Below are 25,451 nucleotides of genomic sequence, written 5' to 3'. Positions count from 1 at the left end.
GGCCTCCTCGAGCACGGCATCGGCCACGCGTTCGGCGGCATCGACCTTCGCCAGCGAACGTGCGGCATCGGCCATGAACAGGCGGCGATCCGGATCCAGCACCAGATTGCGCAGCTCCATGGCCAGTTTCGGAACGAGCTGATCGTCCTGCTTCAGCACGACCCCGGCACGGCGCTGGGCGACGTACTGGGCATTCTTGGTCTGGTGGTCGTCGACCGCGGTCGGCAGCGGCACCAGCAGGCCGCCGACGCCGACGGCGCACAGTTCGGCCAGCGTCAGCGCGCCGGCGCGACAGACCACGATGTCGGCCCAGGCGTAGGCCGCCGCCATGTCGGCGATGAACGGTTCGATCGACACCGGCACGCCGGCCGCTTCGTAGGCGCGCGCGGTGTCGTCGCGCAGCTTCTCGCCGCACTGGTGGCGCACGTCGACGCCCGCGCCCTGCAACTGCGCGATCGCCTTCGGCATCGCCTCGTTGAGCGCGCGCGCGCCCTGGCTGCCGCCGAGCACGAGCACGCGCATCGGGCCATCACGACCGGCGAAGCGTTCGCGCGGCGGCGGCACGGCGGCAATCACGCTTCGCACCGGATTGCCGACCACGGTTTCCTTGCCCGGGAAGGCATCGGGGAAACCGCAGAGCACGCGACGGGCGAAGCGGGCCAGCACGCGGTTGGTCAGGCCCGGCGCGCGGTTCTGTTCGTGCACCAGCAGCGGCACCCGCGCCAGCACCGCGGCGATGCCACCCGGGCCCGCGGCGAAGCCGCCGAAGCTGACGACGGCGCGCGGCTTGTGCGCCTTGAGCACGCGACCGGCGGCGCGGATCGCCGACAGCACGCGGAACGGCGCGCGCAGCAGCGTGCCGATGCCCTTGCCGCGCACGCCGGAGATGGCGATGGTTTCGATCTCGACACCATGTTGCGGCACCAGCCGGGTTTCCATGCCGCCGTCAGCGCCGAGCCACAGCACCGGCACGTCGCGCGCGCGCAGCGCGGCCGCGACCGCGAGCCCGGGGAAGATGTGGCCGCCGGTGCCGCCGGCGAGGATCAGCACCGGCGCCTGCGAAGTCGTCTGCGGAGACGTCGCGTTCATGCGCGCCTCCCGAAAGTCGGTTCGACGCGGTCGCGCAGGCGGCTGGTGCCGCGCGCGGCATTGGCGGTCGCGGGCGCCGTCGTCGCGGCACCGGGCTTCGCGGCGTTGGCCGGCGGCGTCGCGAGCGGCGGCTGCGCCGTCTCGGGCATCGGGCCGGCGTAGCTCTGCGCGGCCTCGCCGCGCAGGCGCGCGACCTGGCGCTCGGCGCGATCCAGTTCGTACGACACGCGCAGCAGCAGGCCGAGCGCGGCGCAGGTGCCGAGCACGCTGGAGCCGCCGTAGGAAATCAGCGGCAGGGTCAGGCCCTTCGTCGGCAGCAGCCCGAGGTTCACGCCGATCGACACGAAGCTCTGCAGCCCCATCCACAGGCCGACGCCGAACGCGCAGTAGCCGGCGAAATGGCGGCGCATCTCCACGCACTTGAGGCCGATCCAGAACGCGCGCCCGACCAGCAGCGTGTACAGCGCGATCACCGCGCACACGCCGGCGAAACCCAGTTCCTCGGCGATGACCGCGAGGATGAAGTCGGTGTTCGCCTCGGGCAGGAAGTCCAGCTTCTGCACCGAGCCGCCGAGGCCGACGCCGAACCATTCGCCGCGGCCGATCGCCATCAGCGCGTTGCTGAGCTGGTAGCCGCTGCCGAACGGGTCGCGGAACGGATCGAGGAACGAGGTCAGGCGCAGCACGCGGTACGGCTCGGCGATCGCGATCGCGGCCAGCACCGGCAGCCCGACCAGCACCGGGCCGAACATCCGCGGCAGGTGCACGCCGCCGAGCACCAGCATGCCCGCGGTGATCGCGAGGATCAGCGACAGCGAGCCGAAGTCCGGCTGCAGGATCAGCAGCGCCACCAGCGCCACCGCCACGCCCAGCGGCTTGAGCATCGCGCCCCAGGTCGCGTTCACCTCGTCGCGGAAGCGCACGAGGTAACTGGCCAGCCACACGATGTACATCGACTTCACCGCTTCCACCGCCTGGAACGTGGTGAGGCCGAGGTTGAGCCAGCGCCGCGCACCGTTGATGGTGCGGCCGACACCGGGCAGGAACACCGCGATCAGCAGCACGAAGCACAGCACCAGCAGCAGGTGGTCGCGCTGCTCGATGCTCTTGAGCTCGGTGCGCATCAGCCAGCCGGCGACGCCCGCGCCCAGCACGAGGAAGATCAGGTGCTTGACCAGGAAGTAGTACGGGCCGACGTGCAGGCTCTCGCCGATCGCGATCGAACTGGACGCCACCATGACCATCCCGAGGCAGGCGATCGCGACGATCGCGCCGAGCAGCCACGGATCGTAACGGCCGGGCAACGCGTCGAGACGCGTCGCCTGCTGGCCGAACCCGAAGCGCGGGAGGAGGGAGGCGTTCGCCATCAGCGCACCTTCAGCGTGGCGAGGCCGACGAGGACCAGCACCACCGAAATGATCCAGAAGCGCACGATCACGCGCGGCTCCGGCCAGCCCTTCAGCTCGAAGTGGTGGTGGATCGGCGCCATCTTGAACACGCGCTTGCCGGTGAGCTTGAACGAGGCGACCTGGATCATCACCGACAGCGTCTCGATCACGAAGATGCCGCCCATCACGACGAGGATGAGTTCCTGGCGCACGATCACCGCGACCAGGCCGAGCACCGCGCCCAGCGCCAGCGCGCCGATGTCGCCCATGAACACCATCGCCGGATAGGTGTTGAACCACAGGAAGCCGAGGCCGGCGCCGGCGATCGCGGCGCAGATGATCACCAGCTCGCCTGCGCCGGGCACCGCCGGGATCTTCAGGTATTCCGAGAACACCGCGTTGCCCGAGGCATACGCGAACACGCCCAGCGCGCAGGCGACCAGCACCGTCGGCATGATCGCGAGGCCGTCGAGGCCGTCGGTGAGGTTGACCGCGTTCGAGAAGCCGACCACCCAGAAGTACGCGACGGTGACGAAGAAGATCGCGCCGCCCACGCCCACCAGCGGCAGCGCCACGTTCTTGAAGAACGGGATGTAGAGCGTCGTCGCCGACTGCACGTCGGCGGTGTAGTACAGGAACAGGCCGGCGGCGAGGCCGAACAGCGACTGCAGCGCATACTTGGTGCGCGAGCGCATGCCGTTGGGATCGCGCTTGACGATCTTGATCCAGTCGTCCCACCAGCCGATCCAGCCGAAGGCGATCATCGTCACCAGCACCACCCACACGTAGCGGTTGCGCAGGTCGCCCCACAGCAGCACCGAGGCGAGGATCGTCAGCAGGATCAGCGCGCCGCCCATCGTCGGCGTGCCGGCCTTGGAGAAATGCGACTGCGGGCCGTCCTTGCGGATCGGCTGGCCGCCCTTGAGCTTCGCCAGCCGCGCGATCACCGCCGGGCCCCACCACAGCGACAGGCCGAGCGAGGTCAGCGCGGCGAGGATGCCGCGGAAGGTGAGGTAGCCGAACAGGCCGAAATGGCGCTGCAAGGTTTCCAGCCAGCGGGTCAGCTCAAGCAGCATGGATGTTTCCCCCGTCCCCGCCGCCGGCGAGGATGTCGTTCACGATTCTGTCCATCGCGCTGCCGCGCGACCCCTTCACCAGCACGCGCGGCGAACTCGTCACGCCGGCAAGATCCGCACGCAGCGCCGTCGCCAGCGCGGCGTGGGTGTCGAACGTCCGGCCGCCTTCCCCGAAGGCGTCGGCCGCACCCGCGCTGAGCGGGCCCAGCGCATACAGCCGCGCGATGCTCGCGGCCTTCGCGCGACGACCCACGTCGACGTGCAGCGCCGCGGCGTCCGCGCCGAGTTCGCGCATGTCGCCGATCACCAGCCAGCGCTCGCCACCGACCGCGGACAGCGTGTCGATCGCCGCCTGCAGCGAGCCGGGATTCGCGTTGTAGCTGTCGTCGATCAGCGTCGCGCCGCCGGGCAGCGCGTGCACGTTGAGCCGGCCGCCGACCGGGCGCGCGGCGTTGAGGCCCGCGGCGATCGCGGCGAGCGGAATGCCCACGCCCATCGCCAGCGCGGCCGCGGCCAGCGCGTTCGACACGTTGTGGCGGCCTGGCATCGCCAGCGCGATGGCGGCCTCGCCTTCCGGCGTCACCAGCACGAACTGCGAGCCGTCCGCCGCCAGCGCGATGTCGCGCGCGGTGAGGTCGGCATCGACGTCGAGCGCGAAACGCAGCTGGCGCCGACCGTGCGCGCGTGCCGCGAAATACGGCGAAAACGCGTCGTCGGCATTGATCGCGGCGGCGCCGCCTTCGGGCAGCGCGTCGTAGATCGCGGCCTTGGTGTCGGCGATGCCGAGCAGGCTGCCCATGCGCTCCAGGTGCGCCGGCGCGATGTTGTTCACCAGCGACGCATCCGGACGGACGATGTCGGTGAGATACGCGATGTCGCCCGGCTTGCCGGCGCCCATCTCGTAGATCGCGAACAGCGCGTCGTCGGGCGCGTCGAGTACCGCCAGCGGCAGGCCGATCTCGTTGTTGCGGTTGCCGGGCGTGTGGTACGCGCGGCCGGGCGCGGCGGCTTCGAGGATCGCCGACACCAGCGTCTTCACGCTGGTCTTGCCGTTGCTGCCGGTGACGGCGAGCACCTTCGTCTTGCGACCGCGCTGCACCGATGCGGCCAGCGCCGCCAGCGCGCGCTCGGTGTCGGCGACGACGACCTGCGGGATCGCGACGTCGGCCTCGCGCGACACCAGCGCCGCCGCCGCGCCGCGTTCGGCCGCCTGCGCGACGTAGTCGTTGCCGTCGAAGTGCTCGCCGCGCAGGGCGACGAACAGAGGCGCGCCCGACGCGTCGAGGCGACGGGTGTCGGTGACCAGCGCGTCGATCGTGCGGTCGTCGCCGACGAGACGGCCGCCGGTGGCCTGCGCGATGCGGGAGAGCGTCATCGGCGTCATGCCCGCGCCTCCAGGGCCGCGCGCGCGACCTCGGTGTCGTCGAACGGATGCTGCACGCCGTGGATTTCCTGGTAGGGCTCGTGGCCCTTGCCGGCGATCAGCACGAGGTCGCCCGCCTGCGCTTCCGCCACCGCCTGCGCGATCGCCGCGCCGCGGTCGCGCACGACCTGCACCTTCGCGGTATCGACGAAGCCGGCGAGGATGTCGGCCACGATCGCGTCGCCGTCCTCGGTGCGCGGGTTGTCGTCGGTGACGAAGACGACGTCGGCATACGCTTCGGCGATCGCCGCCATCTGCGGACGCTTGCCGGCATCGCGGTCGCCGCCGCAGCCGAACACGCAGATCACGCGACCCTGCGCATGCGCACGCAGCGCGTCGAGCGCCTGCGCCAACGCGTCCGGCGTGTGCGCGTAGTCGACCACGACCAGCGGACGGCCGCCGTCGCCGCCGAGGCGATTCATGCGGCCGTGCACCGGCGCGAGCTGCGACAGCAGGCCGGCGATCGTCGCAGGCGTTTCGCCCTGCGCATGCAGCACACCGGCCACCGCCAGCAGGTTGTCGACGTAGAAACGGCCGAGCAGCGGCGAACGCACGGGATGCGCTTCGCCACCGACGTACAGCGTGAAGGCGATGCCGGCGAGGTCGAGCACGATGTCCTCGGCGCGCAGCGTCGCATCTGCCTCGCCACGCGCGCTGACGCCGATCGCGGGCACCGCATCGCGCGCCCGCACGGCGTCGAACAGTGCATGGCCATGGGGGTCGTCGAGGTTCAGCACTGCGGCGCCGAGATCCGGCCACGCGAACAGCTTCGCCTTGGCCTCGCCGTAGGCATCCATCGTGCCGTGGTAGTCGAGATGATCACGGGTGAGGTTGGTGAACACCGCGACCGCGAAATGCACGCCGTCGACGCGGCCCTGGTCGAGCGCGTGCGAACTGACTTCCATCGCCACCGCCTGCGCCCCAGCATCGCGCAGCTCGGCGAGCAAGGCGTGCGTGCGCAACACCAGCGGCGTGGTGAAGCCCGTGGGTTCGACCTGGCCGTACAGCCCGGCGCCGAGCGTGCCGATGGTGCCGGCGACGCGGCCCTGCAGCGTCCACGCCTGCGCAATCAGCTGCACGGTGGAGGTCTTGCCGTTGGTGCCGGTGACGCCGACGGTGGTCACCGTGCGCGACGGCGCCTCGTGGAAGCGGTCGGCGAGTGTGCCGAGCCGCGCACGCAGCCGCGGCACCGCGATCACCGGGACGCGCGCCGACTCGACGACTTCGGCGAATTCGGTCGGCACCGGCGCTTCGCACAGCACGACGGCGGCGCCGGAAGCTTCGGCCTGCGCGACGAAGTTCAGCCCGTGCGCCCCGAAGCCGGCGATCGCGACGAACGCATCGCCCGGGCGCACGGCACGGCTGTCCTGCACCAGCCCGGCGATCACCAGACCACCCGGAATGCCGGTGACGTCGGGCAGCAGCGCGGCGAGGAGCATGCGGCGGCTCATCGCGCACCTCCCGCGGCCGGCACGGCGTCGAGCGCAGCGGGCAGTGCCGGCGCGGGCGCAGCCGGCGCGGGCATCGGCAACGAAACCGGCATCGGCGCGACCGGACGCGCGGCGGCGGCCTGCACCACCGGCGGCGCGCGGCGCGCGTCGACGCGGGTCTGCGCGGCCAGCCAGGTATCGATGTCGTCCGGCGGGACGTCCATCAGCCGCAGTGCGCCTTCCATCACGTTGTGGAACACCGGCGCGGACACCAGGCCGCCGGTGTAGCCCAGCGTCGGATCCGGGTCCTTCAGCACCACGACCATCGCGAAGCGCGGGTGGTCGACCGGCACCAGTCCGGCGAAGAACGCGTTGTAGCGCTTGGAGTACACGCCGTTGGCGTTGATGCGCGCGGTGCCGGTCTTGCCGGCGACGTGGTAGCCGAGGATCGCCGCCTGGGTGGCGGTGCCGCCGGGCTCGGTCACGGTCTGCATCATGCGCAGCACTTCGGCGGCGATGGCCGGATCGAGGACCTGCCGGCTCTCGCCCGCCTCGCCCTTCACGAACGTCGGCACGACCGAGCGGCCGCCGTTGCCGATCGCGGCGTAGGCGCGCGCGATCTGCAGCGGCGTGACGCTCACGCCGTAGCCGTAGGCCATCGCCTGCTTGGTGGTGCCGCTCCAGTCCTCCGGCTTCGGCAGGTCGCCGGGGCTTTCGCCCGGGAACCCGCTGCCGGTGGTCGCGCCGTAACCGAAGCGGCTGTAGAAGCCGTACATCTGGTCCTTGCTCAGGCGCATCGCGATCTTCGCCGAGCCCACGTTGGAGCTCTTGCGGATCACGCCGGTGGTGTCGAGCACGCCGTAGTTGTGCGTGTCGGTGGTCTTCCAGCGGCCGTTCGGAATCCAGCCCGGGTTGGTGTCGAAGATCGTGTGCGGCGTGATGACGCCGGCTTCCAGCGCCGCGGCGACGGTGAGCGGCTTCATCGTCGAGCCCGGTTCGATCACGTCCGTCACCGCGCGGTTGCGGTGCGCGTCGCGGGTGCCGAGGCTGATCGCGTTCGGGTTGAACGACGGCAGGTTGGCCATCGCCAGCACTTCGCCGGTGGCGACGTCCAGCACCACCGCCGATCCACTCACCGAATGGGTGTCGTCCATCGCCTGCTTCAGTTCGCGGTAGGCGAGGAACTGGATGCGGCGATCGATGGTGAGGGTGATGTTCTGGCCCGGTTCGGCCGGACGCACGAGATCAACCTCCTCCACCGTGCGGCCGTGGCGATCGCGGATCACGCGCTTCAGGCCGGGACGGCCGGCGAGCACGCGCTCGTAGGCGTACTCCAGCCCTTCCTGGCCGTGGTCGTCGACGTTGGTGAAGCCCAGCACGTGCGCCATCGCTTCGCCCTGCGGGTAGAAGCGGCGGTATTCGCGCTGCGAGGCCACGCCCGGGATGCCGAGCGCGAGGATGCGCCGCGCCTCGGCCGGGTTGATGCGGCGCTTGAGGTAGACGAATTCCTTCGCCTTGCGCTGGATCAGCCGGGTGCGCAGGGTCTCGGCGTCGATGCCCAGCGCCGCTGCCAGCGCCGGGATGCGCTCGGGCGACTTCAGCACTTCCTGCGGCGTGGCCCAGATCGATTCCACCGGCGTGGACACCGCCAGCGGCTCGCCGTTGCGGTCGGTGATCATGCCGCGCGAGGTCGGGATGATCACTTCGCGCAGGAAGCGCTCGTCGCCCTGCTTGCGGTAGAACTCGTTGCGCACCAGTTGCAGGTCGACCGCACGGGCCACCAGCGCCAGCGCGCAGACGCCCATCGCGCCGGCCACCAGCATCAGGCGACCGCGCAGGTCGAAACGCGCGCGGCCGCGCGGCGCCGGGCCGCGACGGTCGCCCGCGCGGCGAGCGCGTTCGCGCAGGGACTCGATCCACTGGCTCAGGCGCGTGGTCATGGGCGCAGCACCGCCGTGTCCGCGGGTTCCGGCGGACGCATGCCGAGGCGCTCGCGCGCGATCGTGTCGATGCGGTGGCTTTCCGCCCAGGTCGCCTGCTCCAGCTGGAGCCGGCTGAATTCGATGTTGAGCGCGTCGCGCGCCTGTTCCAGCCGGGTCAGCTCGAAGAACAGCTGGCGATGGCGGTAGCGGGCGTGGACGACGCCGATCGCCGACATCACGTTCGCCAGCACCAGCACGAAGACGATGAGGCGCACGCTCATGCGGCCTCCCCGTGCATCGGCGAAGGCAGCTTTTCGGCCACGCGCAGCACCGCGCTGCGGGCGCGCGGGTTGGCGGCGGTCTCGGCCTCGTCGGCCTTCAGGGCGTCGCCGACGATGCGCAGGGTCGGCGTGAACGCGATCTCCACCGGCATGCGGCGGTTGGCCGGCGGCGGCTTGGCCAGGCCGGCGATGAACTGCTTGACGATGCGGTCTTCCAGCGAGTGGAAGCTGATCACCGCAAGGCGTCCGCCGGGCTTCAGCGCGGCGACGGCGGCTTCGAGGCCGCGGGTCAGGTCTTCCAGCTCGCGGTTCACGAAGATGCGGATGGCCTGGAAGCTGCGCGTGGCCGGGTGGATCTTCTGCGCGCCGCGCGGCACCACCGAGGCGATGAGGTCGGCCAGTTGCGCGGTGCGCAGCAGCGGCGCGTCGGCGCGGCGGGCGACGATCGCCCGGGCGATGCGCCGGCTCTGCTTCTCCTCGCCGTAGGTCCACAACACGTCGGCGATCTCGCGCTCGTCGGCGCGCGCCAGCCATTCCGCGGCGCTTTCGCCCGACTCCGGGTCCATGCGCATGTCCAGCGGACCGTCCTTGCCGAAGCTGAAGCCGCGCTCGGCCACGTCGAGCTGCGGCGAGGACACGCCGAGGTCGAACAGCACGCCGTCGAGGCCGTCGCCGACGCGATCCCAGCCGGCGAGCGCGGCGAAGCTGCCGCGGCGGACGGCGACGCGCGGATCCGCGCCGAACGCCAGTTCGGCGACGCGGATCGCTTCGGGATCCTTGTCCATCAGCAGCAGCCGGCCTCCGTCACCCAGACGTTCCAGCACGCCACGCGCGTGTCCGCCACGCCCGAAGGTGCCATCGAGATACGTTCCATCCTTCCGAACCCGCAGCCCGTCCATGACCTGCTCGAACATCACCGGAAGGTGGGCGGGTACCGGACCCGCACCACCCGCGGTCACAGCTGCAGATCGAGCATCGCCTCGCCCAGATCCGCATCGCTCAGCGTCATGCGGATCTGCGCGTGGTGCGCCTGCTCGCTCCACAATTCGAACTTGTCGCCCATGCCCAGCAGCACGGCGCGTTTGTCGATGCCCACCGCACTGCGATGGCTGGCCGGGATGCCGATGCGGCCGTTGGCGTCGGGCTCGACGAAGGTGGCGGCGCCCACCAGCTTCAGCTGCAGACTGCGGCTGACGCTCTTGGTGCGCGGCAATGCGTTGACCTGGTCGCGGACCTTCTCCCACACCGGACGGGGGTAGAGGTACAGCGAACCGGACTCGAAGGGGTTGTAGGTGATGACCAGGTGGCTGTCGCACGCCTGCGCGATGACGTCCCGGTAGGCGGTGGGAATCGCCAGCCGGCCCTTGTCGTCGATCGTGATGGCGGTCTCACCTTGGAACACAACGGCCTGCCTGGTCTGGCCCGTCTGCAGCGGGCTTGGTGAACACGGAAAACCACGATTCACCCGGTTTTCCCACAGGCCGCCACATTAGGAGCGCCACACAGGGTTGTCAACAGCTTTCTGCGACGGAATTCACTATGTGCGTCAATGGCTTGCAGCCATGTTCACAGACAAGTTCAAGGTTTATCCACAACCCCCTGTTTCGTCTCAAATTTTGAGACTCCGGGCCTCCGGCCGGGCGCCCGCAAAGGTCGCCCACGGGCCGTCGGGCGGGTGCCGGAAAGGTGAACCCGGTCCGGTTCGGGCCCGATCCGCCCGCGAGGCGCCATCCGGGCCCGCGGACGGGCACATCCGCCCGTCCCGCGGGCCGGGGGAACCGGTCCGCGGGGCGGGGGGACGAAGAAGGAGGAAGGCAGAGTCGGCCGATAAGCCGGGTTCTGTCGTGGACAGTCATTCCTCTGGGCGCATCGTCACCGATACGCTCAAGCAGCCTACCCGGAGACGTCGCGGGCCACGACATCGTCTCCCTATTTGGCCTTGCTCCCGGTGGGGTTTGCCGTGCCGGTCCGTTGCCGGACTCGCGGTGCGCTCTTACCGCACCATTTCACCCTTGCCCGCATTCCGAAGAACCGCTGGCGGTTTCTTTCTGTTGCACTTTCCGTCGGCTCGCGCCGCCCAGGCGTTACCTGGCACCGTGCCCTGCGGAGCCCGGACTTTCCTCGGCGCCGGCCTCCCGAAGGAAGCGGCGACGCGACTGTCTGGCCGGCTCTGCCGGGGCGGATTGTCGCACATCGCACGGGATTGATCCGGCGCAAGGAATGCGGCCGCGGCAAGAGGGACAGTCAATGCATCCCACGATCTCCCGACGAGGTGTCCATGGCAGGCAAATCCTTCACCCGGATCACGGATGACGTCTCCACGGCACTGGCGGCGATGCGCCACGAAGTCCCGGACACCATGAAGGGCTTCAGCGCCATGGCCCAGGCGTCGCTCAAGGCCGGCGCGATCGACGCCCTCCACAAGGAACTGATCGCCCTCGCGATCGGCGTGTCCTCGCGCTGCGACGCCTGCATCGGCTTCCACGTCAAGGCGCTGATCCGCCTCAGCGTCACCCGCGAACAGCTCATGGAAACGCTCGCGGTCTGCACCTACATGGGCGGCGGCCCGACCCTGATGTACGCCGCCGAGGCCGTGCGCGCCTACGACGAATTCACCGCCGTCGCGACCGCAACAACCGCCTGACCCGTCCCGCGTCCGCGCGCCGGACCGCCCTTTTCCCGCACCGGATCCGCACGCGCCCCGCTTCGACGCGGGGCACGACGGGATCGTCATGCCCGAAACCTGCCGGAGGCTCCTGGAATGCCGTTTCTCGAATGGTCGTCGTCGCTGTCGGTGGGACTGGAGTCGGTGGATCGCCAGCATCGCCTGCTGATCGGGTGCATCAACGACCTGGACGCCGCCGTCGTGCAGGGACACGGCAGCTTCATGCTGCAGCGGATGCTGGAGCGCCTGCGCAACTACACCCGCGTGCACTTCGCCTACGAAGAGGCGATGTTCATGGTCTACCACTACGAGACCGCGGACGAACACACCGAGGCGCACCACGCCTTCGTGCGCATGATCGAAGCCTGCGAACAGCGGCACGCCGCCGGCGAAGGCCGCGTCGGCGAGGAACTGCTCGACTACCTCCGCCGCTGGCTCACCGACCACATCCTGGTCGACGACAAGGCCTACGCCCGGGTGCTGAAGGCGCGCGGCGCGGAGTGAGGCCGACGGGGCGGCGATCAGTCCGTCGTGACGCCGGACTGGCCGCCGTACAACGCCTTCCGCGGTGCGCCCGACAACTCGGCCGCCAGCTTCGCCGCAGTCGACGGCGGCAGGTGGGCGCCGAGCAGCGTGTAGATGCGCCGGCCCTCGGCGATCTTCGTGGCCTCCTCGTCGGCCACGCCCTGCACCAGCAGCACGAATTCGCCCTTGCGCTGGTCGGCGTCGGCGGCGACGCGGGCGTGGAGGTCGGCGAGGGTGCCGTCGAGCACGGTCTCGAAGAGTTTGGTGAGTTCGCGGGCCACCGCAGCCGGGCGATCGGCGCCGAACGCGGCGACGGCGTCGGCCAGCGTCTCTTCGATCCGGTGCGAGGCTTCGTAGAAGATGAGGGTGCGGGACTCGCCGGCGAGGCGGGCCAGACGCTCGCGGCGTGCACCGGCCTTGGCCGGCAGGAAACCCTCGAACGCGAACCGGTCGCTGGGGAGCCCGGCCACGCTGAGCGCGGCGATGAGTGCGCTCGGCCCTGGCACGGGACTGACCTTCACCCCGGCGGCACGGGCCGCGGCGACCAGCCGGAAGCCGGGGTCGCTGACCAGCGGGGTGCCGGCGTCGGACACCAGCGCGAGCGATTCGCCGGCCAGCAGGCGGGCGACGAGGCGCTCGGCCACCCCGGCTTCGTTGTGCTCGTGCAGCGCGATCAGCGACTGCTCGACGCCGTGGTGGGCCAGCAGTTGCCGGGTGTGGCGGGTGTCCTCGGCGCAGATCGCGGCCACCCCGCGCAGGGTCGACAGCGCCCGCGGCGAGAGGTCGGCGAGGTTGCCAATCGGCGTGGCGACCACGTGCAGGATGCCGGCGGCGGCAGGGGAAGACATCGGGTTCGGCTCGCTCGGCTTCGTCGTGGGCGGGTAGAATCCTAACGATTCCGCCGTGGGGTTGCGCCGATGTCGATGAAAGCGAAGGGAATGTCCGGGGTGAAAGGGTGGTCGCGGGCACTGCTGTGCGCCGGCCTGCTCGGCCTCGGCCTCGGCCTGAGCGCCTGCGTGCCGCCGCCGACCAAGCCCGGCAAGCCGGCCGCCTACCGCGTGAACCCCGCGATCGCGCAGGCCTCGGCGCTGGCACAGAACCACGCATCGATGAGCGGCCAGGCCCGTACCGACGCCGCGCGCGAGATCGAGCGCCTGCTCGCCGGCATCGACACCGCCACCCTCGCCATCGAAGCCGGGCGCATGGGCGAAGGCGACCCGCTGTACAACTTCGCCGGCCGCGAACTGATGCGCCGCGGCCAGCCCCTGCCCCGCCCGTTCGACCGCGAAGGCGCCGGCTGGCGCTTCAGCGCCGACGGCCGCGCCGCCGCCGACCGCGACGGCTACCGCCCGCCGCGCAAGCTCGCCGTGCTGCTGCCGCTGACCGGCGACATGGCCGCCGCCTCCACGCCGGTGCGCGACGGCCTGCTGGCCGGCTATTACGGCGAACACCGCGCCCGCCCCGACATCGCCTTCTACGACACCGGCAGCACGCCGGCCGGCGCCGTCGCCGCCTACCGCAAGGCCGGCGAGGACGGCGCGGACTACGTCGTCGGCCCGCTCGGCCGCGAGCAGGTCGCCGCGCTGTTCAAGGAAACCGGGCTGAAGGTGCCGGTGCTGGCGCTGAACCGCGGCCCCGAGGCCCCGCCGTCCGGCAACGCCAGCTTCGCGCTGGCACCGGAGGACGACGGCATCGCCGCCGCCGAATACCTGCTGTCGCGCAACGTGCGCCGGGTGCTGGTGCTGGTCGGCAGCGACGACGGCCTGCGCCGCAGCGCCACTGCCTTCCGCGAGCATCTCGCCGGCCGCGGCGGCGTGGTGGTCGAGACCCTCACCGTCGCCGACAAGCCGGCCGACGCCACCGCCGCGCTGCAGGCCGCGACGCAGAAGGAAGGCGGCGTCGACGCCGTGTTCCTCGCGCTGAAGGGCACGCAGGCGCGGGCCGTGGCGCCGCAACTGGTCGCCACCGGCCTGGGCGCCAAGCCGCGCGTGGCCACGGCGCAGCTGCTGTCGGGCACCGGCAAGCCGGACCAGGACCGCGCGCTGGACGGCATCGCCTTCCCGACCGAGACCTGGACCGTGCAGGGCCTGCCCGGCCTGCCGCCGGCCGACGCCACCGGCAAGGCGCTGGCCTCCGCCCGCGGCCCGGCCGCGAAGCTGTTCGCCTTCGGCTACGACGCCTGGCTGCTGACCGGCTATCTCGACGCCATCGCCCAGCGCGCCGACCGCGCGCTGCCCGGCGCCACCGGCCAGCTGCGCCTGGACGGCATCGGCAACGTCGTGCGCTCGCCGGCGTGGTCGGTGTTCGCCGACGGCCAGATCGTGGCGCTGGCGAAGAGTGGCGGCTGAGCCGCGCACCTCGCGCCGCGCGCAGGGCGCCCGCATCGAGGCGCTCGCCGCCGCCCACCTGCGCGAACACGGCCTGACCCCGATCGCCGCGAACGCGAACGCGCGCGGCGGCGAACTCGATCTGGTGATGCGCGACGACGACACCGTCGTCTTCATCGAAGTGCGCTACCGCCGCGACGCCCGCTTCGGCGGCGGCGCGGCCTCGGTCGACGTCGGCAAACGCCGCAAGCTCGTGTTCGCCGCCGAACACTTCCTCGCCGCGCATCGCGACCTCGCCCGCCTGCCCTGCCGGTTCGACGTGATCGACGCCAGCGGCGATCCCGACGCGCCCACGTTCGTCTGGCTGCGCGACGCCTTCCGCGCCGACGACGTCTAGCGTTCGCATGCCCACGATCTTCACCCACGCCGTCGTGCCGCTCGCGGCCGGCCTCGCGCTGGGCCACCGGGCACTGCCGCCGCGGCTGGTCGCCGCCGGCGCGATCGCGTCGATGGCGCCCGACTTCGATACCGTCGCGTTCAAGCTCGGCATCGCCTATGCCGATCAGTTCGGCCATCGCGGCGCCACGCATTCGATCGTGTTCGCGCTCGCGCTGGGGCTGCTCGCGGCGATCGCCGCGCCGTGGCTGCGCAGCGGACGATGGCCTGCGTTCGCCTTCATCGCGCTGTGCACGCTCTCGCATCCGCTGCTCGATGCGCTGACCAGCGGCGGCCTCGGCGTCGCGCTGCTGTGGCCGGCCTCGCACGAACGCTTCTTCGCCCCATGGCGGCCGATCGCGGTGTCGCCGATCGGCGCGGGCTTCTTCAGTGCTCGCGGATTGATGGTGCTGTGGTCGGAGCTGAAGTGGGTGTGGCTGCCGTGCGCGGGGCTGGCGCTCGTTGCAGGGTTCGGCAGACGGTGGGCCGGGGCCCACCCTACAATCCGGCCATGACGCTCCCTCCCGACCTCCTGCGCACGCTCGCCGATGTCCTCGGCGACGGGCTACGCACGGATCCCGGCGAGCGCCTGACCTACGGTTACGACAATTCGCGGCGGCAGGCGATGCCCGATGCGGTGGCGCTGCCGACGCATGTCGACCAGGTCGTCGCGCTGGTGCGTGCCTGCCGCGCGCATCGCGTGCCGGTCATCGCGCGCGGCCGCGGCACCAACACCACCGGCGCATCGGTGCCGGTCGAGGGCGGCGTGGTGGTGTCGTTCGAGCGCATGGCCCGCATCGTCGACATCCGCCCGGGCGACCGCTGCGCGATCGTCGAGCCCGGCGTGCTCAACGGCGACCTGCAGCGCGCGCTGCGGCCGCACGGGCTGTTCTGGCCGCCCGATCCCACCAGCGCCGACTTCTCCACCGTCGGCGGCAATCTCGCCTGCAACGCCGGCGGCCCGCGCGCGGTGAAATATGGCGCCAGTCGCGACAACGTGCTGGCGCTGACCGCGGTCACCGGCGCGGGCGAACTCATCCACTGCGGCAGCGCGACCACCAAGGGCGCGACCGGCTACGACCTGCAGCGCCTGCTGGTCGGCAGCGAAGGCACGCTCGCGCTGATCGTCGAAGCGACGCTGAAGCTCGCGCCCGCGCCCGCCGCGCGCGCGGCGCTGCGCGCGACCTATCGCGACGTCGACGCCGCGGCCGCCGCGGTCGCGCGATTGATGGCGCAGCCGACCACGCCGTCGATGCTGGAGTTCATGGACGGCACCGCGCTGGGCCTCGCCCGCGACCGCATGCGCGCGCAGACCGGCGCGAGCGACCTGCCCGACGACGCCGGCGCATTGCTGATGATCGAAGCCGACGGCGATGCGGCGACGCTGCCCGCCGCGCTCGACGCACTGCGCGCCGCGGCGGACGGCGACGGCTGCCTCGCCGTCGACCTCGCGCCGGACGAGGCGGCGCGCGAACGCCTGTGGGCCGCGCGCAAGGCGCTGTCGCCCGCGCTGCGCGACCTCGCGCCGGGCAAGATCAACGAGGACGTCGTCGTGCCGGTGTCGCGCATCCCCGCGCTGGTCGCCGGCGTGCAGGCGCTGGCGCGCACGCATGCGCTGCCGATCGTCTGCTTCGGCCATGCAGGCAACGGCAACCTGCACGTCAACCTGATGTACGACCCCGCCGACGCAGCGCAGCGCACGCGCGCCGAAGCGGCGATGGCGGAGGTGTTCGCGCTGACGCTGTCGCTCGGCGGCACGCTGTCGGGCGAGCACGGCATCGGTCTCGCGAAACGCGCGTTCATGCCGCAGGCGATCGACGCGCCGACGCTGGCGGTGATGCGGCAACTCAAGGCCGTGTTCGATCCCGACGGCATCCTCAACCCGGGCAAGCTGCTGCCGTGAGCCGGCGGCTCGATGCGCTGCTGCGCGAGATCCGCGCGTGCACGCAATGCGAAGCGCACCTGCCGCTGGGCCCGCGCCCGGTGCTGCGCGCAAGCGACACGGCGCGGCTGCTGATCGTGGGCCAGGCGCCGGGTACGAAGGTGCATGCAAGCGGCATCCCGTGGGACGACGCGAGCGGAAAGCGCCTGCGTGGCTGGCTCGACATGACGCCCGAAGTTTTCTACGACGAAGCGCGCATCGCGATCGTGCCGATGGGGTTCTGCTACCCGGGCAAGCAAGGCAGCGGCGATGCGCCGCCGCGCCCGGAATGCCGTGCGACGTGGCATCCACGCCTGCTGCCGCAACTCAAGCAGGTACGGCTGACGCTGCTGTTCGGGCAGTACGCGCAGGCCTATTTTCTCGGCGACCGGCGCAAGGCGACGCTCACCGACACCGTCCGCGCCTGGCGCGAGTACGGGCCTGCGCTGCTGCCGATGCCGCATCCCAGCCCGCGCAACGTCGGCTGGTTCAAGGCGAATCCGTGGTTCGAGGCCGAGGTCGTGCCGGCGCTGCGCGAACGCGTGGGCGCGGCGTTCGCTGAGTGATGCCGTGAAGGTGTCTTGTGCAGGAGCGACGTGAGTCGCGACCCCGTGCGGCATCAGGTCGCGACTCACGTCGCTCCTACAAGAGCATCACGGCGAATTTGCAGCGACGATCACTCCGCGAAATGGACGTACCCGCTGCGCGGCGGCGTCCACGCCCTGCCATCGGCGGTGACGGCCTCGATGTCGCCCGTGCCGGCCACGATCGTGCCGATGCGCGTCGCGGACACGTCGGTGTCGAGCATCGCCGCCTCGATCGCGAGGCGCGCGGTCTTCGGCGCGGTGAAGCACAACTCGTAGTCGTCGCCGCCCGCGGCCTGCAGCGTGCGGCGTGCGGCGGCGTCGAACGCGGCGCGGAGCGCGTCGGACACAGGCAGCGCGTCGACCGCGATGCGCGCGCCGACACGGCTGGCGCGACACACGTGCGCGAGATCGGCGAGCAGACCGTCGGACACGTCGATGCAGGCATGCGCGACACCGGCCAGTGCGCGCCCGACCGCGACGCGCGGCGTCGGCCTGTCGAGGCGTGCGCGCAGCAGCGGATCGATCGCGTCACCGGCCTGCCACTGCCGCAACGCCGCAGCGGCATCGCCGAGCGTGCCCGTGACCCACACATCGTCGCCGACGCGCGCATCGCCGCGACGCAGCGCACCGCGCGGTTCGACGAAGCCGTGCACCGTCACGCACACCCACAGCGGCCCGCGCGTGGTGTCGCCGCCCACGAGCGCGACGTCGTGGCGCGACGCGAGGTCGAGGAAACCGTCGAGAAAACCGTCGACCCACGCCGCATCGGAGTCCGGCAGCGACAGCGACAGCGTGCACCACGCCGGCGCCGCGCCCATCGCGGCGAGGTCGGAGAGATTCACCGCCAGCGCCTTCCAGCCGATGTCGGCCGGCGCGGTGTCGCCCGGGAAATGCACGCCGATGTTGAGCGTGTCCATCGCGACGACGAGGTCGTGCCCCGGCGGCATCCGCAGGATCGCCGCGTCGTCGCCGATGCCCAGCACCACGTCGTCGCGCGACGCGGCGCGGGCGCGGATGCGGGCGATGAGGTCGAATTCCGGCGAGGGTGCGCGCATGCGGCGAGGCGTGGACGTGCGCGCGATGGCGCGAGGCGGCCATGGTGACATACCGCGCGGCAGCGGCGCTGCGGTTGGCGGCGCCGGGCCTTTCTGGAACCATGGCCGCTCGCGGCCGACTCCGACGGCGCGCGAGGAGAGGCCGGATGACGGACAACCTGTTCCGCCCCGAAGTGGCGCGCGCCCGGGCGGACGCCTGGTTGGGCACCACGCGGCTGCCGTCGCCGCGGATCGCGTGGCCGATGACCGTGCTGTGCTGCGCGCTGCTGGTCTGCGTCGCGCTGTTCCTGCGCTTCGGCCATGTCACCCGCGAAGCGCAGGCGTCGGGCACGCTGGTCGAAGCGGCACCTTCGACGTCCGCCGCGCCGATGCTGTTCGCGGAACTGCGGGTTGCGGAGGACGCCATCGGCGAGGTCGCGATCGGCACGCCGGTGGTGTTGCGCTACCGCGCGTTTCCGTTCCGCCGCGACGGCGTGCATCGCGGCCACGTGGTCGCGATCGATCGCCGCCCGCTGCCCGCTGACGCCGCGGGCGTCCCAGCCTGGCGCGTCGTGGTCGCGCCCGATCCGCCGCGCACCGGCGAACGCGCGCTGCCGCTGCGTCCGGGCATGCGCGTGGACGCGGTGCTGCGGCTCGAACGCCGGCCGCTGTACGAGGCGGTGTTCTTTCCCGCGCGCCCGGCCCCGCGCGCCGGAGACGGCGCATGAGCCGCGCCGGTCGCGGCACGCTGCCGGTCATCCATCAGGACGAGATCGCCGAATGCGGCCTCGCCTGTCTGGCGATGATCGCCAACTTCCACGGCCACGACGTCGACCTGGCCGGCCTGCGCCGCCGTTTTCCGGTGTCCGCCAAGGGCGCGACGCTGGCGCGGCTGATCGCGATCGCCGACCGTCTGCAGCTCGCGGCACGCCCGCTGCGCACCGAACCCGACGCGCTGGACGAACTGCGCCTGCCCTGCGTGCTGCACTGGGACATGAACCATTTCGTGGTGCTCGCGCGCGTCGGGCGCCGCGACGTCACCGTGCACGATCCGGCGCGCGGCGCAGTCGTGCTGTCGCTCGCCGAACTCGGCCGTCACTTCACCGGCATCGCGCTCGAACTCGCGCCGACCGAGGCCTTCCGCCCGCTGCAGGCGCGCGAGCCGCTGCGCGCCCGCGCGCTGGTCGGTCGCGTCGACGGCCTGCGCCGTGCGGCGCTGCAGGTGTTCTCGTTGGCGCTGGCGCTGGAGGTCTTCACGCTGCTGCTGCCGATGTCGATGCAGTGGGTGCTCGACCGCGTGCTCGTCTCCGCCGATCGCGACCTGCTGTCGCTGGTGGCGCTGGCCTTCCTCGCCGCGGTCGTGTTCCAGTCGGCGATCGCCGCGGTGCGCGGATGGGTGGTCGCCGACATCGCCGCGGCGTTCGAGGCGCAATGGTCGACGCACCTCGCCGGCCACCTGCTGCGCCTGCCGCTGACCTACTTCGCGCGACGCAGCACCGGCGAAGTGCTGTCGCGCTTCCTGTCGGTGCAGACCGTGCAGCAGACGCTGAGCACCAGCTTCGTCGAAGCACTGCTGGACGGCCTCACCGCGCTGCTCGTGCTCGCGCTGCTGCTGATGTATTCGCCGGCGCTGGCGCTGTGGACGCTGCTGGGTTTCTCGCTCTACGCGGCGCTGCGCGTGCGCGGCCTGCGCCGGCTGCGCGCGCTGAAGGAAGACCACCTCGCCGCGTCGGCGCGGCAGCAGTCGCTGCTGATCGAAGCGATCCACGGCGTGCAGGCGATCCGCCTCGCCGGCCGGCACGCGGAACGACGCGCGCGCCTGTCGAACGCCGCGCACGACGCCGCGCGCCAGGACGCGGCCGTGCGCCGCACCACCGCCGGCTTCGCGGCGCTGTCGCGGCTGCTGTTCGGCGCGCTGCGCGTGCTGCTGGTGTGGCTGGGCGCGCGCATGGCACTGGACGGACGGCTCACCGCGGGCACGCTGGTGCTGTGCGTGGCCTATGCCGACATGTTCGCGGCACGCGCCGGCGCGCTGATCGACAAACTCGTCGACCTGCGCCTGCTCGGCGTGCACGCGCGACGCATCGCCGACATCGCGCTGCAGGCACCCGAACGCGACGACGACGGCACATACGACGGCCCGGCGCCCGAAGCATCGATCGAAGTGGACGACCTCGGCTTCCGCTACGGCGAGGACGAACCGTGGATCGTGCGCGACTGCAGCTTCCGCATCGAGGCCGGCGAATCCGTGGCGATCGTCGGGCCCTCGGGCGCAGGCAAGACCACGCTCGCGAAACTGCTGCTCGGGCTGCTGCCGGCGGAAGCGGGCACGATCCGCATCGGCGGCATCGACCTGGCGCAGTACGGGCTGGCCGCGTTCCGCGCGCGGGTCGGCGCGGTGATGCAGGACGACGCGCTGTTCGCCGGTTCGATCGCCGACAACATCGCGTTCTTCGACGCCGACGCCACGCCCGAGGAGATCGAGGCCGCGGCGCGGCGTGCCGGCATCCACGACGACATCGTCGCGATGCCGATGGGCTACGAGACGCTGGTCGGCGACATGGGCGCGGCGCTGTCGGGCGGGCAGCGGCAGCGCGTGCTGCTCGCGCGCGCGCTGTTCCGCGCACCGGATTTCCTGCTGCTGGACGAAGCCACCAGCCATCTCGACGCCGCGCGCGAGCGGCGCATCAACGCCGAGATCGCGTCGCTGCGCGTCACCCGGCTGATCATCGCGCATCGCCGCGAGACCATCCGCAGCGCGGATCGCGTGCTGCTGCTGCGCGACGGCCGCGTGGAAGCGCTGTCGCAGGCCGCGTACCTGGCGCGCGAAGCGGAACGCGATCACGACGCCATCGATGGCGCGGACGCGGGCTCACGGGAAGTTAACAACCACGCCGGCGACGATGTCTAGACTCGAATCGTCCCGGTGTCGCCATCGCGCGCCGGGACCGGCGCCGAGCCCCATGACGACGTGCGCCGCAACGCGACGCCCATGCGCGCCGCATCCCTCAGGAAGACCGAAGGAGTACACCCATCATGTCGAAGTTCGAGGATCAGTCCCAGGATCGCACCGTCCGCCCGCTGGCCCGCACGGTCGCGCGCGAACTGTCGCCGCAGGAAATCGAGAAGATCGCCGGTGGCCGCATTCCGATCACCACCCACGCCACCGGTCCGAACGGCGACGACCCGGCCGATCCGGGTTCCAACGTCTGATCCGGACGCGGTGCGGCGCGGCCCGCGGGCCGTGTCGTTTCCGCCACGCCGCGCCACCGCGAGGGGCGCGGCGTTTTCGTCTCCACGCCCGACGCCGCGACGACGCCGCATGCCGACTTCCGCCTCCCGCTTCGCCGCCGACGCGCGGCAACCGCTGATCCTCTCCGGCTTCGCGCACGACGTGCACGCCGCCGCGGTGTGCTGGGTGCTGCGACGCAGCGGCCTGCGACCGACATGGGCGAAGACCTTCGCCGACGACGCGATGGCGCCGGTGTCGCTGCATGCCGACGATGCCGGCGGCCTGCGTTTCGCCGGCGGCCTCGATCCCGCGCGCACGTCGAGCGTGTGGTTCCGCCGGCCGCGCTTCCCGCACGAGTTCGCGCACGTGGCCGAAGCCGATCGCGCGTTCGTGCAGGACGAATGGAAACGCTTCGCCGAGAACGTCCATGCCACGGCGTCGGCCGCGGACGGCGTGTTCTGGGCGAATGCGCCGGAACGCGCCCGCGACGCCGAGAACAAGCTGCGCCAGCTGCAGGCCGCGCAGCGCTGCGGGCTGCGGTTCCCGCCGACGCTGCTGTCATCGGATCCGGACGCGATCCGCCGCTTCCGCGACGCGCACGGCCGCATCGTCTACAAACCGTTCGCGACGCACAGCTGGCGCGACGGCGATGGCCGCATCTACAGCACGTATGCGCGCATCGTCGATGCCGACACGCTGCGCGACGACGCCAGCCTGCGGCTGTGCCCGGGCATCTACCAGGCGTGCGTGGACAAGGCCTTCGACGTGCGCGTCACGCTCATCGGCCATCGCGCGTTCGCGGTGCGACTGGACATGCCCGACGACGGCGACGGCGTGGTCGACTGGCGCGCGGCGTCGATCGGCGAACGCACGCGCAGCCGGCCGTTCGCGCTGCCCGACGACTGGGCCCACGGCCTGCGCCGGTTGATGGATGCGCTGGGACTGGCGTTCGGCTGCGTCGATCTGGTCGGCGATGTCGACGGCGGCCTGCATTTCATCGAGATCAACCAGGCCGGGCAGTTCCTGTTCGTCGAACACGACGTGCCCGAACTGCCGCTGCTGCGCGCGATGGCCGCGATGCTGGCCGAGGCGCGCCCCGACTACACATTGGAGAGCGTCGCCGACCTCTCCTACGCGCAGTTCCTCGAAGACCCCGAGCAGCAGGCGTGGTGGGACAGCGTCGCCGACGGCATCCGCGGCGCGGACGGGCGTATTCCGGGGGTCAGCGAGGAGTGAGCGCGGGCGCCGCCGCGCTCACCGCGCCGGCAGGACGGCGTCCCGGCTTTCCGCCGCGGCGGCGAGCCATTGCTCGGTCGGGTAACCCTCGACCAGCACGAATTTCGCGGCTCCGGCGCCATCGCGGAGCGTCTTGATTCCGGCGTATTCGGCGGAGCGGTAGAACCCGCGCGCCGCGTCCGCCGACGGGAATTCGATGACGACCAGCCGCAGGGTTTCCTCGGGGCCTTCCAGCGTTTCGACCGCGCCGCCGCGGACGATGAAGCGGCCGCCGAAGCGCTCGATCACGCGCGGCGTGTGCCGCATGTACTCGCGGTAGGCGTCCCGGTCCTCGATGTCGACGTGGGCGACGATGTAAGCGGTCATGGCCGGGCTACAGGGCGAAGGACTTCGCTGCGACCGATCACTTGCCCTTCGCCGCCTGCATCTCCACCGCGCGCAGGTCGGCGGCGAGACGATCCAGCACGCCGTTGACGTAGGTGTGGCCGTGTTCGGAGCCGAAGCGCTTCACCGACTCCAGCGCCTCGTTGATGACGACGCGGTACGGCACGTCCTGGCGGCGGGCGAATTCGTAGGCGGCGATGCGCAGCGCGGCGCGTTCGATCGGATCGACCTCGTCGATCGTGCGGTCGAGGTGCGGCGCGAGCGCGGCGTCGAGGGTCGCGAGATGCGTCTCGACGCCGTGGACGAGGTCCTCGAAGTACGCGAGGTCGGCGATCTCGCGCGCCTGCTCGTGGGCGAACTGGGTGACGATGTCGCGCGCGGTGGCGCCCGACAGCTGCCAGGCGTAGACGGCCTGCAGCGCGCGGCGACGGGCGCGGGTGCGCAGCACGGGATCGACACCGTCCTGACGGCGATGATGCTTGTTCATGCCAGCTTCTCCAGCAGGTTCGCCATCTCGATGGCGACCAGCGCCGCCTCTTCGCCCTTGTTGCCGTGGCTGCCGCCGGCGCGGGCCACGGCGTCCTCGTAGCGGTCGACCGCGAGCACGCCGTTGGCGACCGGCACGCCGGAATCCAGCGACACGCGCATCAGCGCCTCGGAACAGCCGTCGGCGACCTGCTCGTAGTGGCGGGTGTCGCCGCGGATCACGCAGCCCAGCGCGACCAGCGCGGCATGGCCGCCGGCGCCGGCGAGGTGGGCGGCCGTCACCGGCAGTTCCCACGCGCCGGGCACGCGGATCACGTCGACCGCGTCCTCGGCCACGCCGTGGGCGACGAACGCCTCGCGCGCGCCGGCCACGAGCTGCTCGGTGATGCGCGGGTTCCAGCGGCTGGCGAGAATCGCGAACCGGGCGCCGGCGGGGGCGCGCAGATCACCTTCGAAATGGGGCATGGGAAAGGGCTTGGGGGCAAAGGAGGCCGGCTATTGTAGCCGCCCCCACCTCGATCCTCCCCCGCAGGCGGGGGAGGAGGAAAAAGCGGCGGCGCTGCCCGGCGGAGCCGGAACCGGCAGCACGACACGACCGGATAGACCTTCAACCGCCATTGGTTACCCCCTTCCCCCGCCCGCGGGGGAAGGTCGGGATGGGGGGGCGCTGGTGCAGCCGCCCCCACCTCGATCCTCCCCCGCAAGCGGGGGAGGAAGAAAAGCGGCGGCGCTGTCAGGCGGAGCCGGAACCGGCAGCACGACGCGACCGGAGAGACCTTCAACCGCCATTGGTTGACCCCTTCCCCCGCCTGCGGGGGAAGGTCGGGATGGGGGCAGGCCGGCACGACCGGACCAGACACCACCGCCCGCTCAGAGCGCGACGTACTCCACCACTTCCAGCCCGAAGCCGGCCAGGCCGACCTGCTTGCGCGGGGTGCCCAGCACCCGCAGCCGGCCGAGGCCGAGGTCGGCGAGGATCTGGCTGCCGGCGCCGTTGCGGCGCCATTCGGCCATCGCGCCGCCGCGGGCGGGCGGCTCCGGCTGTTCGCGGATGCGCGCCAGCAGCGCGTCCGCGCCCTGCGGTTCGCCCAGCAGCACCAGCGCGCCGCGGCCCTCGGCGGTGATCCGCGCCAGCACGTCGCCCACGGCCGGGCCGAAGTCGGCGCGGCGCCAGTGCAGCGCATCGGCCAGCGGGTTCTGCATGTGCACGCGGACCAGCGTCGGCGCGTCGGCATCGACCTCGCCGCGCAGCAGCGCGAAATGCAGGCCATGGCCGATGCGGTCGCGGTAGGTATGCAGGCGGAACGGGCCGTGCTCGGTCTCGATGTCGCGCACGTCGACACGCTCGACCGTGTGCTCGGTGGCGAGGCGGTGGCGGATCAGCGCCTCGATCGAGCCCATCTTCAGCCCGTGCTCGCGGGCGAAGACCTCCAGTTCGGGGCGCCGCGCCATGGTGCCGTCGGCGTTGAGGATCTCGACCAGCACGCCGGCGGGCTCGAAGCCGGCCAGCAGCGCGAGATCGCTCGCGGCCTCGGTGTGGCCGGCGCGGGTGAGCACGCCGCCGGGCTGCGCCATCAGCGGGAAGATGTGGCCCGGCTGCGACAGGTCGTGCGGCTTCGCGTCGGGGCGCACCGCGGTGCGCACGGTGTGCGCGCGATCGTAGGCGCTGATGCCGGTGGTCACGCCCTCGGCGGCCTCGATGCTCACGGTGAAATTGGTGTGATGCGGCGAGGTGTTGTCGCGCACCATCGGCGGCAGGCCGAGCTGGTGGCAGCGCTCGCGCGTCAGCGACAGGCACACGAGGCCGCGCGCGTGCGTGACCATGAAGTTGATGTCCTGCGGCCGCACGAGTTCGGCGGCCATGATCAGGTCGCCTTCGTTCTCGCGGTCTTCGTCGTCGACGATGACCACCATGCGCCCGGCGCGCAGTTCGTCCAGCAGCTCGGGAATCGTGTTGAAGGTCATGGGTCGCGATCTCGGGAAAGGAAAGGAGCCGCGGCGGGCGACAGG

The 25,451-nt window shown here is 71.7% G+C and carries 25 protein-coding genes, 1 other RNA gene and 1 pseudogene; 11 read left to right on the top strand and 16 right to left on the bottom strand.

The window, feature by feature from the left end; all coding sequences use genetic code 11:
• The 10 genes and pseudogenes from murG to rnpB form a co-directional block, all read right to left on the bottom strand.
• A pseudogene (murG, locus tag ACT53Q_RS07710) lies at positions 1 to 1,089 on the bottom strand (undecaprenyldiphospho-muramoylpentapeptide beta-N-acetylglucosaminyltransferase); the annotation flags it as partial.
• Positions 1,086 to 2,456 (bottom strand): putative lipid II flippase FtsW, encoded by a 1,371-nt coding sequence (gene ftsW, locus ACT53Q_RS07705; protein ID WP_476186078.1) that lies wholly within the window; start codon positions 2,454 to 2,456, stop codon positions 1,086 to 1,088. The pseudogene murG and the gene ftsW, both read right to left, overlap by 4 nt.
• Complete coding sequence (gene mraY, locus ACT53Q_RS07700) at positions 2,456 to 3,553, bottom strand: phospho-N-acetylmuramoyl-pentapeptide-transferase (RefSeq protein WP_476186077.1); 1,098 nt, start codon at positions 3,551 to 3,553, stop codon at positions 2,456 to 2,458. The genes ftsW and mraY overlap by 1 nt, the downstream gene beginning before the upstream one ends.
• Positions 3,543 to 4,937, bottom strand: coding sequence for a UDP-N-acetylmuramoyl-tripeptide--D-alanyl-D-alanine ligase (locus ACT53Q_RS07695; protein ID WP_476186076.1), 1,395 nt, complete (start codon positions 4,935 to 4,937; stop codon positions 3,543 to 3,545). Before ACT53Q_RS07695 ends, mraY begins: the two co-directional genes overlap by 11 nt.
• Positions 4,934 to 6,427: a UDP-N-acetylmuramoyl-L-alanyl-D-glutamate--2,6-diaminopimelate ligase gene (locus ACT53Q_RS07690; RefSeq protein WP_476186075.1), complete on the bottom strand. Its 1,494-nt coding sequence runs from the start codon at positions 6,425 to 6,427 to the stop codon at positions 4,934 to 4,936. Before ACT53Q_RS07690 ends, ACT53Q_RS07695 begins: the two co-directional genes overlap by 4 nt.
• Positions 6,424 to 8,229, bottom strand: coding sequence for a peptidoglycan D,D-transpeptidase FtsI family protein (locus tag ACT53Q_RS07685; protein ID WP_476186342.1), 1,806 nt, complete (start codon positions 8,227 to 8,229; stop codon positions 6,424 to 6,426). Before ACT53Q_RS07685 ends, ACT53Q_RS07690 begins: the two co-directional genes overlap by 4 nt.
• A gap of 113 nt (positions 8,230 to 8,342) precedes the next feature.
• A complete protein-coding gene (gene ftsL, locus ACT53Q_RS07680; protein ID WP_476186074.1) occupies positions 8,343 to 8,609 on the bottom strand; it encodes a cell division protein FtsL in 267 nt (88 codons plus the stop codon).
• Entirely contained in the window at positions 8,606 to 9,568 is a 963-nt protein-coding gene (gene rsmH / locus ACT53Q_RS07675; RefSeq protein ID WP_476186073.1) for a 16S rRNA (cytosine(1402)-N(4))-methyltransferase RsmH, read from the bottom strand. The genes ftsL and rsmH overlap by 4 nt, the downstream gene beginning before the upstream one ends.
• The gene (mraZ, locus tag ACT53Q_RS07670; protein WP_476170595.1) at positions 9,565 to 10,011 is read right to left on the bottom strand and encodes a division/cell wall cluster transcriptional repressor MraZ; all 447 of its coding nucleotides are present in this window, start codon (positions 10,009 to 10,011) and stop codon (positions 9,565 to 9,567) included. Before mraZ ends, rsmH begins: the two co-directional genes overlap by 4 nt.
• Before the next feature lie 410 nt (positions 10,012 to 10,421).
• Positions 10,422 to 10,781, bottom strand: an RNA gene (gene rnpB, locus ACT53Q_RS07665) — RNase P RNA component class A.
• Positions 10,782 to 10,887: 106 nt separating this feature from the next.
• Between rnpB and ACT53Q_RS07660 the strand changes: the two genes are divergently transcribed.
• Both ACT53Q_RS07660 and ACT53Q_RS07655 read left to right on the top strand, forming a co-directional pair.
• Positions 10,888 to 11,253: a carboxymuconolactone decarboxylase family protein gene (locus ACT53Q_RS07660; protein WP_476186072.1), complete on the top strand. Its 366-nt coding sequence runs from the start codon at positions 10,888 to 10,890 to the stop codon at positions 11,251 to 11,253.
• Positions 11,254 to 11,370: 117 nt separating this feature from the next.
• A complete protein-coding gene (locus tag ACT53Q_RS07655; RefSeq protein ID WP_476186071.1) occupies positions 11,371 to 11,778 on the top strand; it encodes a bacteriohemerythrin in 408 nt (135 codons plus the stop codon).
• 17 nt (positions 11,779 to 11,795) lie between these two features.
• Here the strand turns inward: ACT53Q_RS07655 and rsmI are convergent, their stop codons facing one another.
• Positions 11,796 to 12,647 (bottom strand): 16S rRNA (cytidine(1402)-2'-O)-methyltransferase, encoded by an 852-nt coding sequence (rsmI, locus tag ACT53Q_RS07650; protein ID WP_476186070.1) that lies wholly within the window; start codon positions 12,645 to 12,647, stop codon positions 11,796 to 11,798.
• Between the two features lie 90 nt (positions 12,648 to 12,737).
• On the opposite strand from rsmI, the gene ACT53Q_RS07645 reads away from it, so the two are divergent.
• The 5 genes from ACT53Q_RS07645 to ACT53Q_RS07625 are packed head-to-tail and all read left to right on the top strand — an operon-like array spanning position 12,738 to position 17,048.
• Positions 12,738 to 14,147, top strand: coding sequence for a penicillin-binding protein activator (locus ACT53Q_RS07645; RefSeq protein ID WP_476186069.1), 1,410 nt, complete (start codon positions 12,738 to 12,740; stop codon positions 14,145 to 14,147).
• On the top strand, positions 14,137 to 14,523 hold the full coding sequence (locus ACT53Q_RS07640) for a YraN family protein (protein WP_476186068.1): 387 nt from the start codon (positions 14,137 to 14,139) through the stop codon (positions 14,521 to 14,523). Before ACT53Q_RS07645 ends, ACT53Q_RS07640 begins: the two co-directional genes overlap by 11 nt.
• A 7-nt stretch (positions 14,524 to 14,530) precedes the next feature.
• Positions 14,531 to 15,076, top strand: a complete 546-nt coding sequence (locus ACT53Q_RS07635; RefSeq protein WP_476186067.1) for a metal-dependent hydrolase — start codon at positions 14,531 to 14,533, stop codon at positions 15,074 to 15,076.
• Complete coding sequence (locus tag ACT53Q_RS07630) at positions 15,073 to 16,464, top strand: FAD-binding oxidoreductase (RefSeq protein WP_476186066.1); 1,392 nt, start codon at positions 15,073 to 15,075, stop codon at positions 16,462 to 16,464. The genes ACT53Q_RS07635 and ACT53Q_RS07630 overlap by 4 nt, the downstream gene beginning before the upstream one ends.
• Positions 16,461 to 17,048: a uracil-DNA glycosylase family protein gene (locus ACT53Q_RS07625; protein WP_476186065.1), complete on the top strand. Its 588-nt coding sequence runs from the start codon at positions 16,461 to 16,463 to the stop codon at positions 17,046 to 17,048. Before ACT53Q_RS07630 ends, ACT53Q_RS07625 begins: the two co-directional genes overlap by 4 nt.
• Positions 17,049 to 17,158: 110 nt before the next feature.
• Here the strand turns inward: ACT53Q_RS07625 and thiL are convergent, their stop codons facing one another.
• The gene (gene thiL / locus ACT53Q_RS07620; RefSeq protein WP_476186064.1) at positions 17,159 to 18,124 is read right to left on the bottom strand and encodes a thiamine-phosphate kinase; all 966 of its coding nucleotides are present in this window, start codon (positions 18,122 to 18,124) and stop codon (positions 17,159 to 17,161) included.
• Positions 18,125 to 18,270: 146 nt separating this feature from the next.
• On the opposite strand from thiL, the gene ACT53Q_RS07615 reads away from it, so the two are divergent.
• The 4 genes from ACT53Q_RS07615 (at position 18,271) to ACT53Q_RS07600 (ending at position 22,571) form a co-directional block, all read left to right on the top strand.
• Positions 18,271 to 18,831, top strand: a complete 561-nt coding sequence (locus ACT53Q_RS07615) for a beta-barrel domain-containing protein (protein WP_476186063.1) — start codon at positions 18,271 to 18,273, stop codon at positions 18,829 to 18,831.
• Positions 18,828 to 21,014 (top strand): peptidase domain-containing ABC transporter, encoded by a 2,187-nt coding sequence (locus ACT53Q_RS07610; RefSeq protein ID WP_476186062.1) that lies wholly within the window; start codon positions 18,828 to 18,830, stop codon positions 21,012 to 21,014. Before ACT53Q_RS07615 ends, ACT53Q_RS07610 begins: the two co-directional genes overlap by 4 nt.
• Positions 21,015 to 21,139: 125 nt before the next feature.
• Positions 21,140 to 21,316: a hypothetical protein gene (locus tag ACT53Q_RS07605; protein WP_476186061.1), complete on the top strand. Its 177-nt coding sequence runs from the start codon at positions 21,140 to 21,142 to the stop codon at positions 21,314 to 21,316.
• 109 nt (positions 21,317 to 21,425) lie between these two features.
• Entirely contained in the window at positions 21,426 to 22,571 is a 1,146-nt protein-coding gene (locus ACT53Q_RS07600; RefSeq protein WP_476186060.1) for an MvdC/MvdD family ATP grasp protein, read from the top strand.
• A gap of 18 nt (positions 22,572 to 22,589) precedes the next feature.
• Here the strand turns inward: ACT53Q_RS07600 and ACT53Q_RS07595 are convergent, their stop codons facing one another.
• The 4 genes from ACT53Q_RS07595 to ribB all read right to left on the bottom strand — a co-directional run bounded on the left by ACT53Q_RS07595 (position 22,590) and on the right by ribB (position 25,406).
• Positions 22,590 to 22,937 (bottom strand): DUF1330 domain-containing protein, encoded by a 348-nt coding sequence (locus ACT53Q_RS07595; protein ID WP_476186059.1) that lies wholly within the window; start codon positions 22,935 to 22,937, stop codon positions 22,590 to 22,592.
• 37 nt (positions 22,938 to 22,974) lie between these two features.
• The gene (gene nusB / locus ACT53Q_RS07590; protein WP_476186058.1) at positions 22,975 to 23,442 is read right to left on the bottom strand and encodes a transcription antitermination factor NusB; all 468 of its coding nucleotides are present in this window, start codon (positions 23,440 to 23,442) and stop codon (positions 22,975 to 22,977) included.
• The gene (gene ribH / locus ACT53Q_RS07585) at positions 23,439 to 23,906 is read right to left on the bottom strand and encodes a 6,7-dimethyl-8-ribityllumazine synthase (RefSeq protein WP_476170607.1); all 468 of its coding nucleotides are present in this window, start codon (positions 23,904 to 23,906) and stop codon (positions 23,439 to 23,441) included. Before ribH ends, nusB begins: the two co-directional genes overlap by 4 nt.
• Positions 23,907 to 24,311: 405 nt before the next feature.
• The gene (gene ribB, locus ACT53Q_RS07580; RefSeq protein WP_476186057.1) at positions 24,312 to 25,406 is read right to left on the bottom strand and encodes a 3,4-dihydroxy-2-butanone-4-phosphate synthase; all 1,095 of its coding nucleotides are present in this window, start codon (positions 25,404 to 25,406) and stop codon (positions 24,312 to 24,314) included.
• Between the last annotated feature and the right edge of the window lie 45 nt (positions 25,407 to 25,451).

It is taken from the genome of Lysobacter sp. DMC97 (assembly GCF_056313745.1).
This window is presented reverse-complemented; position numbering and strand designations above follow the sequence as displayed.

Excerpts from the sequence above, each read along its gene's own strand:
- ftsW (WP_476186078.1), bottom strand. The coding sequence starts at position 2,456 with ATGGCGAACGCCTCCCTCCTCCCGCGCTTCGGGTTCGGCCAGCAGGCG.
- mraY (WP_476186077.1), bottom strand. The coding sequence starts at position 3,553 with ATGCTGCTTGAGCTGACCCGCTGGCTGGAAACCTTGCAGCGCCATTTC.
- ACT53Q_RS07695 (WP_476186076.1), bottom strand. The coding sequence starts at position 4,937 with ATGACGCCGATGACGCTCTCCCGCATCGCGCAGGCCACCGGCGGCCGT.
- ACT53Q_RS07690 (WP_476186075.1), bottom strand. The coding sequence starts at position 6,427 with ATGAGCCGCCGCATGCTCCTCGCCGCGCTGCTGCCCGACGTCACCGGC.
- ACT53Q_RS07685 (WP_476186342.1), bottom strand. The coding sequence starts at position 8,229 with ATGCTGGTGGCCGGCGCGATGGGCGTCTGCGCGCTGGCGCTGGTGGCC.
- ftsL (WP_476186074.1), bottom strand. The coding sequence starts at position 8,609 with ATGAGCGTGCGCCTCATCGTCTTCGTGCTGGTGCTGGCGAACGTGATG.
- ACT53Q_RS07660 (WP_476186072.1), top strand. The coding sequence starts at position 10,888 with ATGGCAGGCAAATCCTTCACCCGGATCACGGATGACGTCTCCACGGCA.
- ACT53Q_RS07655 (WP_476186071.1), top strand. The coding sequence starts at position 11,371 with ATGCCGTTTCTCGAATGGTCGTCGTCGCTGTCGGTGGGACTGGAGTCG.
- rsmI (WP_476186070.1), bottom strand. The coding sequence starts at position 12,647 with ATGTCTTCCCCTGCCGCCGCCGGCATCCTGCACGTGGTCGCCACGCCG.
- ACT53Q_RS07645 (WP_476186069.1), top strand. The coding sequence starts at position 12,738 with ATGTCCGGGGTGAAAGGGTGGTCGCGGGCACTGCTGTGCGCCGGCCTG.
- ACT53Q_RS07635 (WP_476186067.1), top strand. The coding sequence starts at position 14,531 with ATGCCCACGATCTTCACCCACGCCGTCGTGCCGCTCGCGGCCGGCCTC.
- ACT53Q_RS07630 (WP_476186066.1), top strand. The coding sequence starts at position 15,073 with ATGACGCTCCCTCCCGACCTCCTGCGCACGCTCGCCGATGTCCTCGGC.
- thiL (WP_476186064.1), bottom strand. The coding sequence starts at position 18,124 with ATGCGCGCACCCTCGCCGGAATTCGACCTCATCGCCCGCATCCGCGCC.
- ACT53Q_RS07615 (WP_476186063.1), top strand. The coding sequence starts at position 18,271 with ATGACGGACAACCTGTTCCGCCCCGAAGTGGCGCGCGCCCGGGCGGAC.
- ACT53Q_RS07610 (WP_476186062.1), top strand. The coding sequence starts at position 18,828 with ATGAGCCGCGCCGGTCGCGGCACGCTGCCGGTCATCCATCAGGACGAG.
- ACT53Q_RS07605 (WP_476186061.1), top strand. The coding sequence starts at position 21,140 with ATGTCGAAGTTCGAGGATCAGTCCCAGGATCGCACCGTCCGCCCGCTG.
- ACT53Q_RS07600 (WP_476186060.1), top strand. The coding sequence starts at position 21,426 with ATGCCGACTTCCGCCTCCCGCTTCGCCGCCGACGCGCGGCAACCGCTG.
- ACT53Q_RS07595 (WP_476186059.1), bottom strand. The coding sequence starts at position 22,937 with ATGACCGCTTACATCGTCGCCCACGTCGACATCGAGGACCGGGACGCC.
- nusB (WP_476186058.1), bottom strand. The coding sequence starts at position 23,442 with ATGAACAAGCATCATCGCCGTCAGGACGGTGTCGATCCCGTGCTGCGC.
- ribH (WP_476170607.1), bottom strand. The coding sequence starts at position 23,906 with ATGCCCCATTTCGAAGGTGATCTGCGCGCCCCCGCCGGCGCCCGGTTC.
- ribB (WP_476186057.1), bottom strand. The coding sequence starts at position 25,406 with ATGACCTTCAACACGATTCCCGAGCTGCTGGACGAACTGCGCGCCGGG.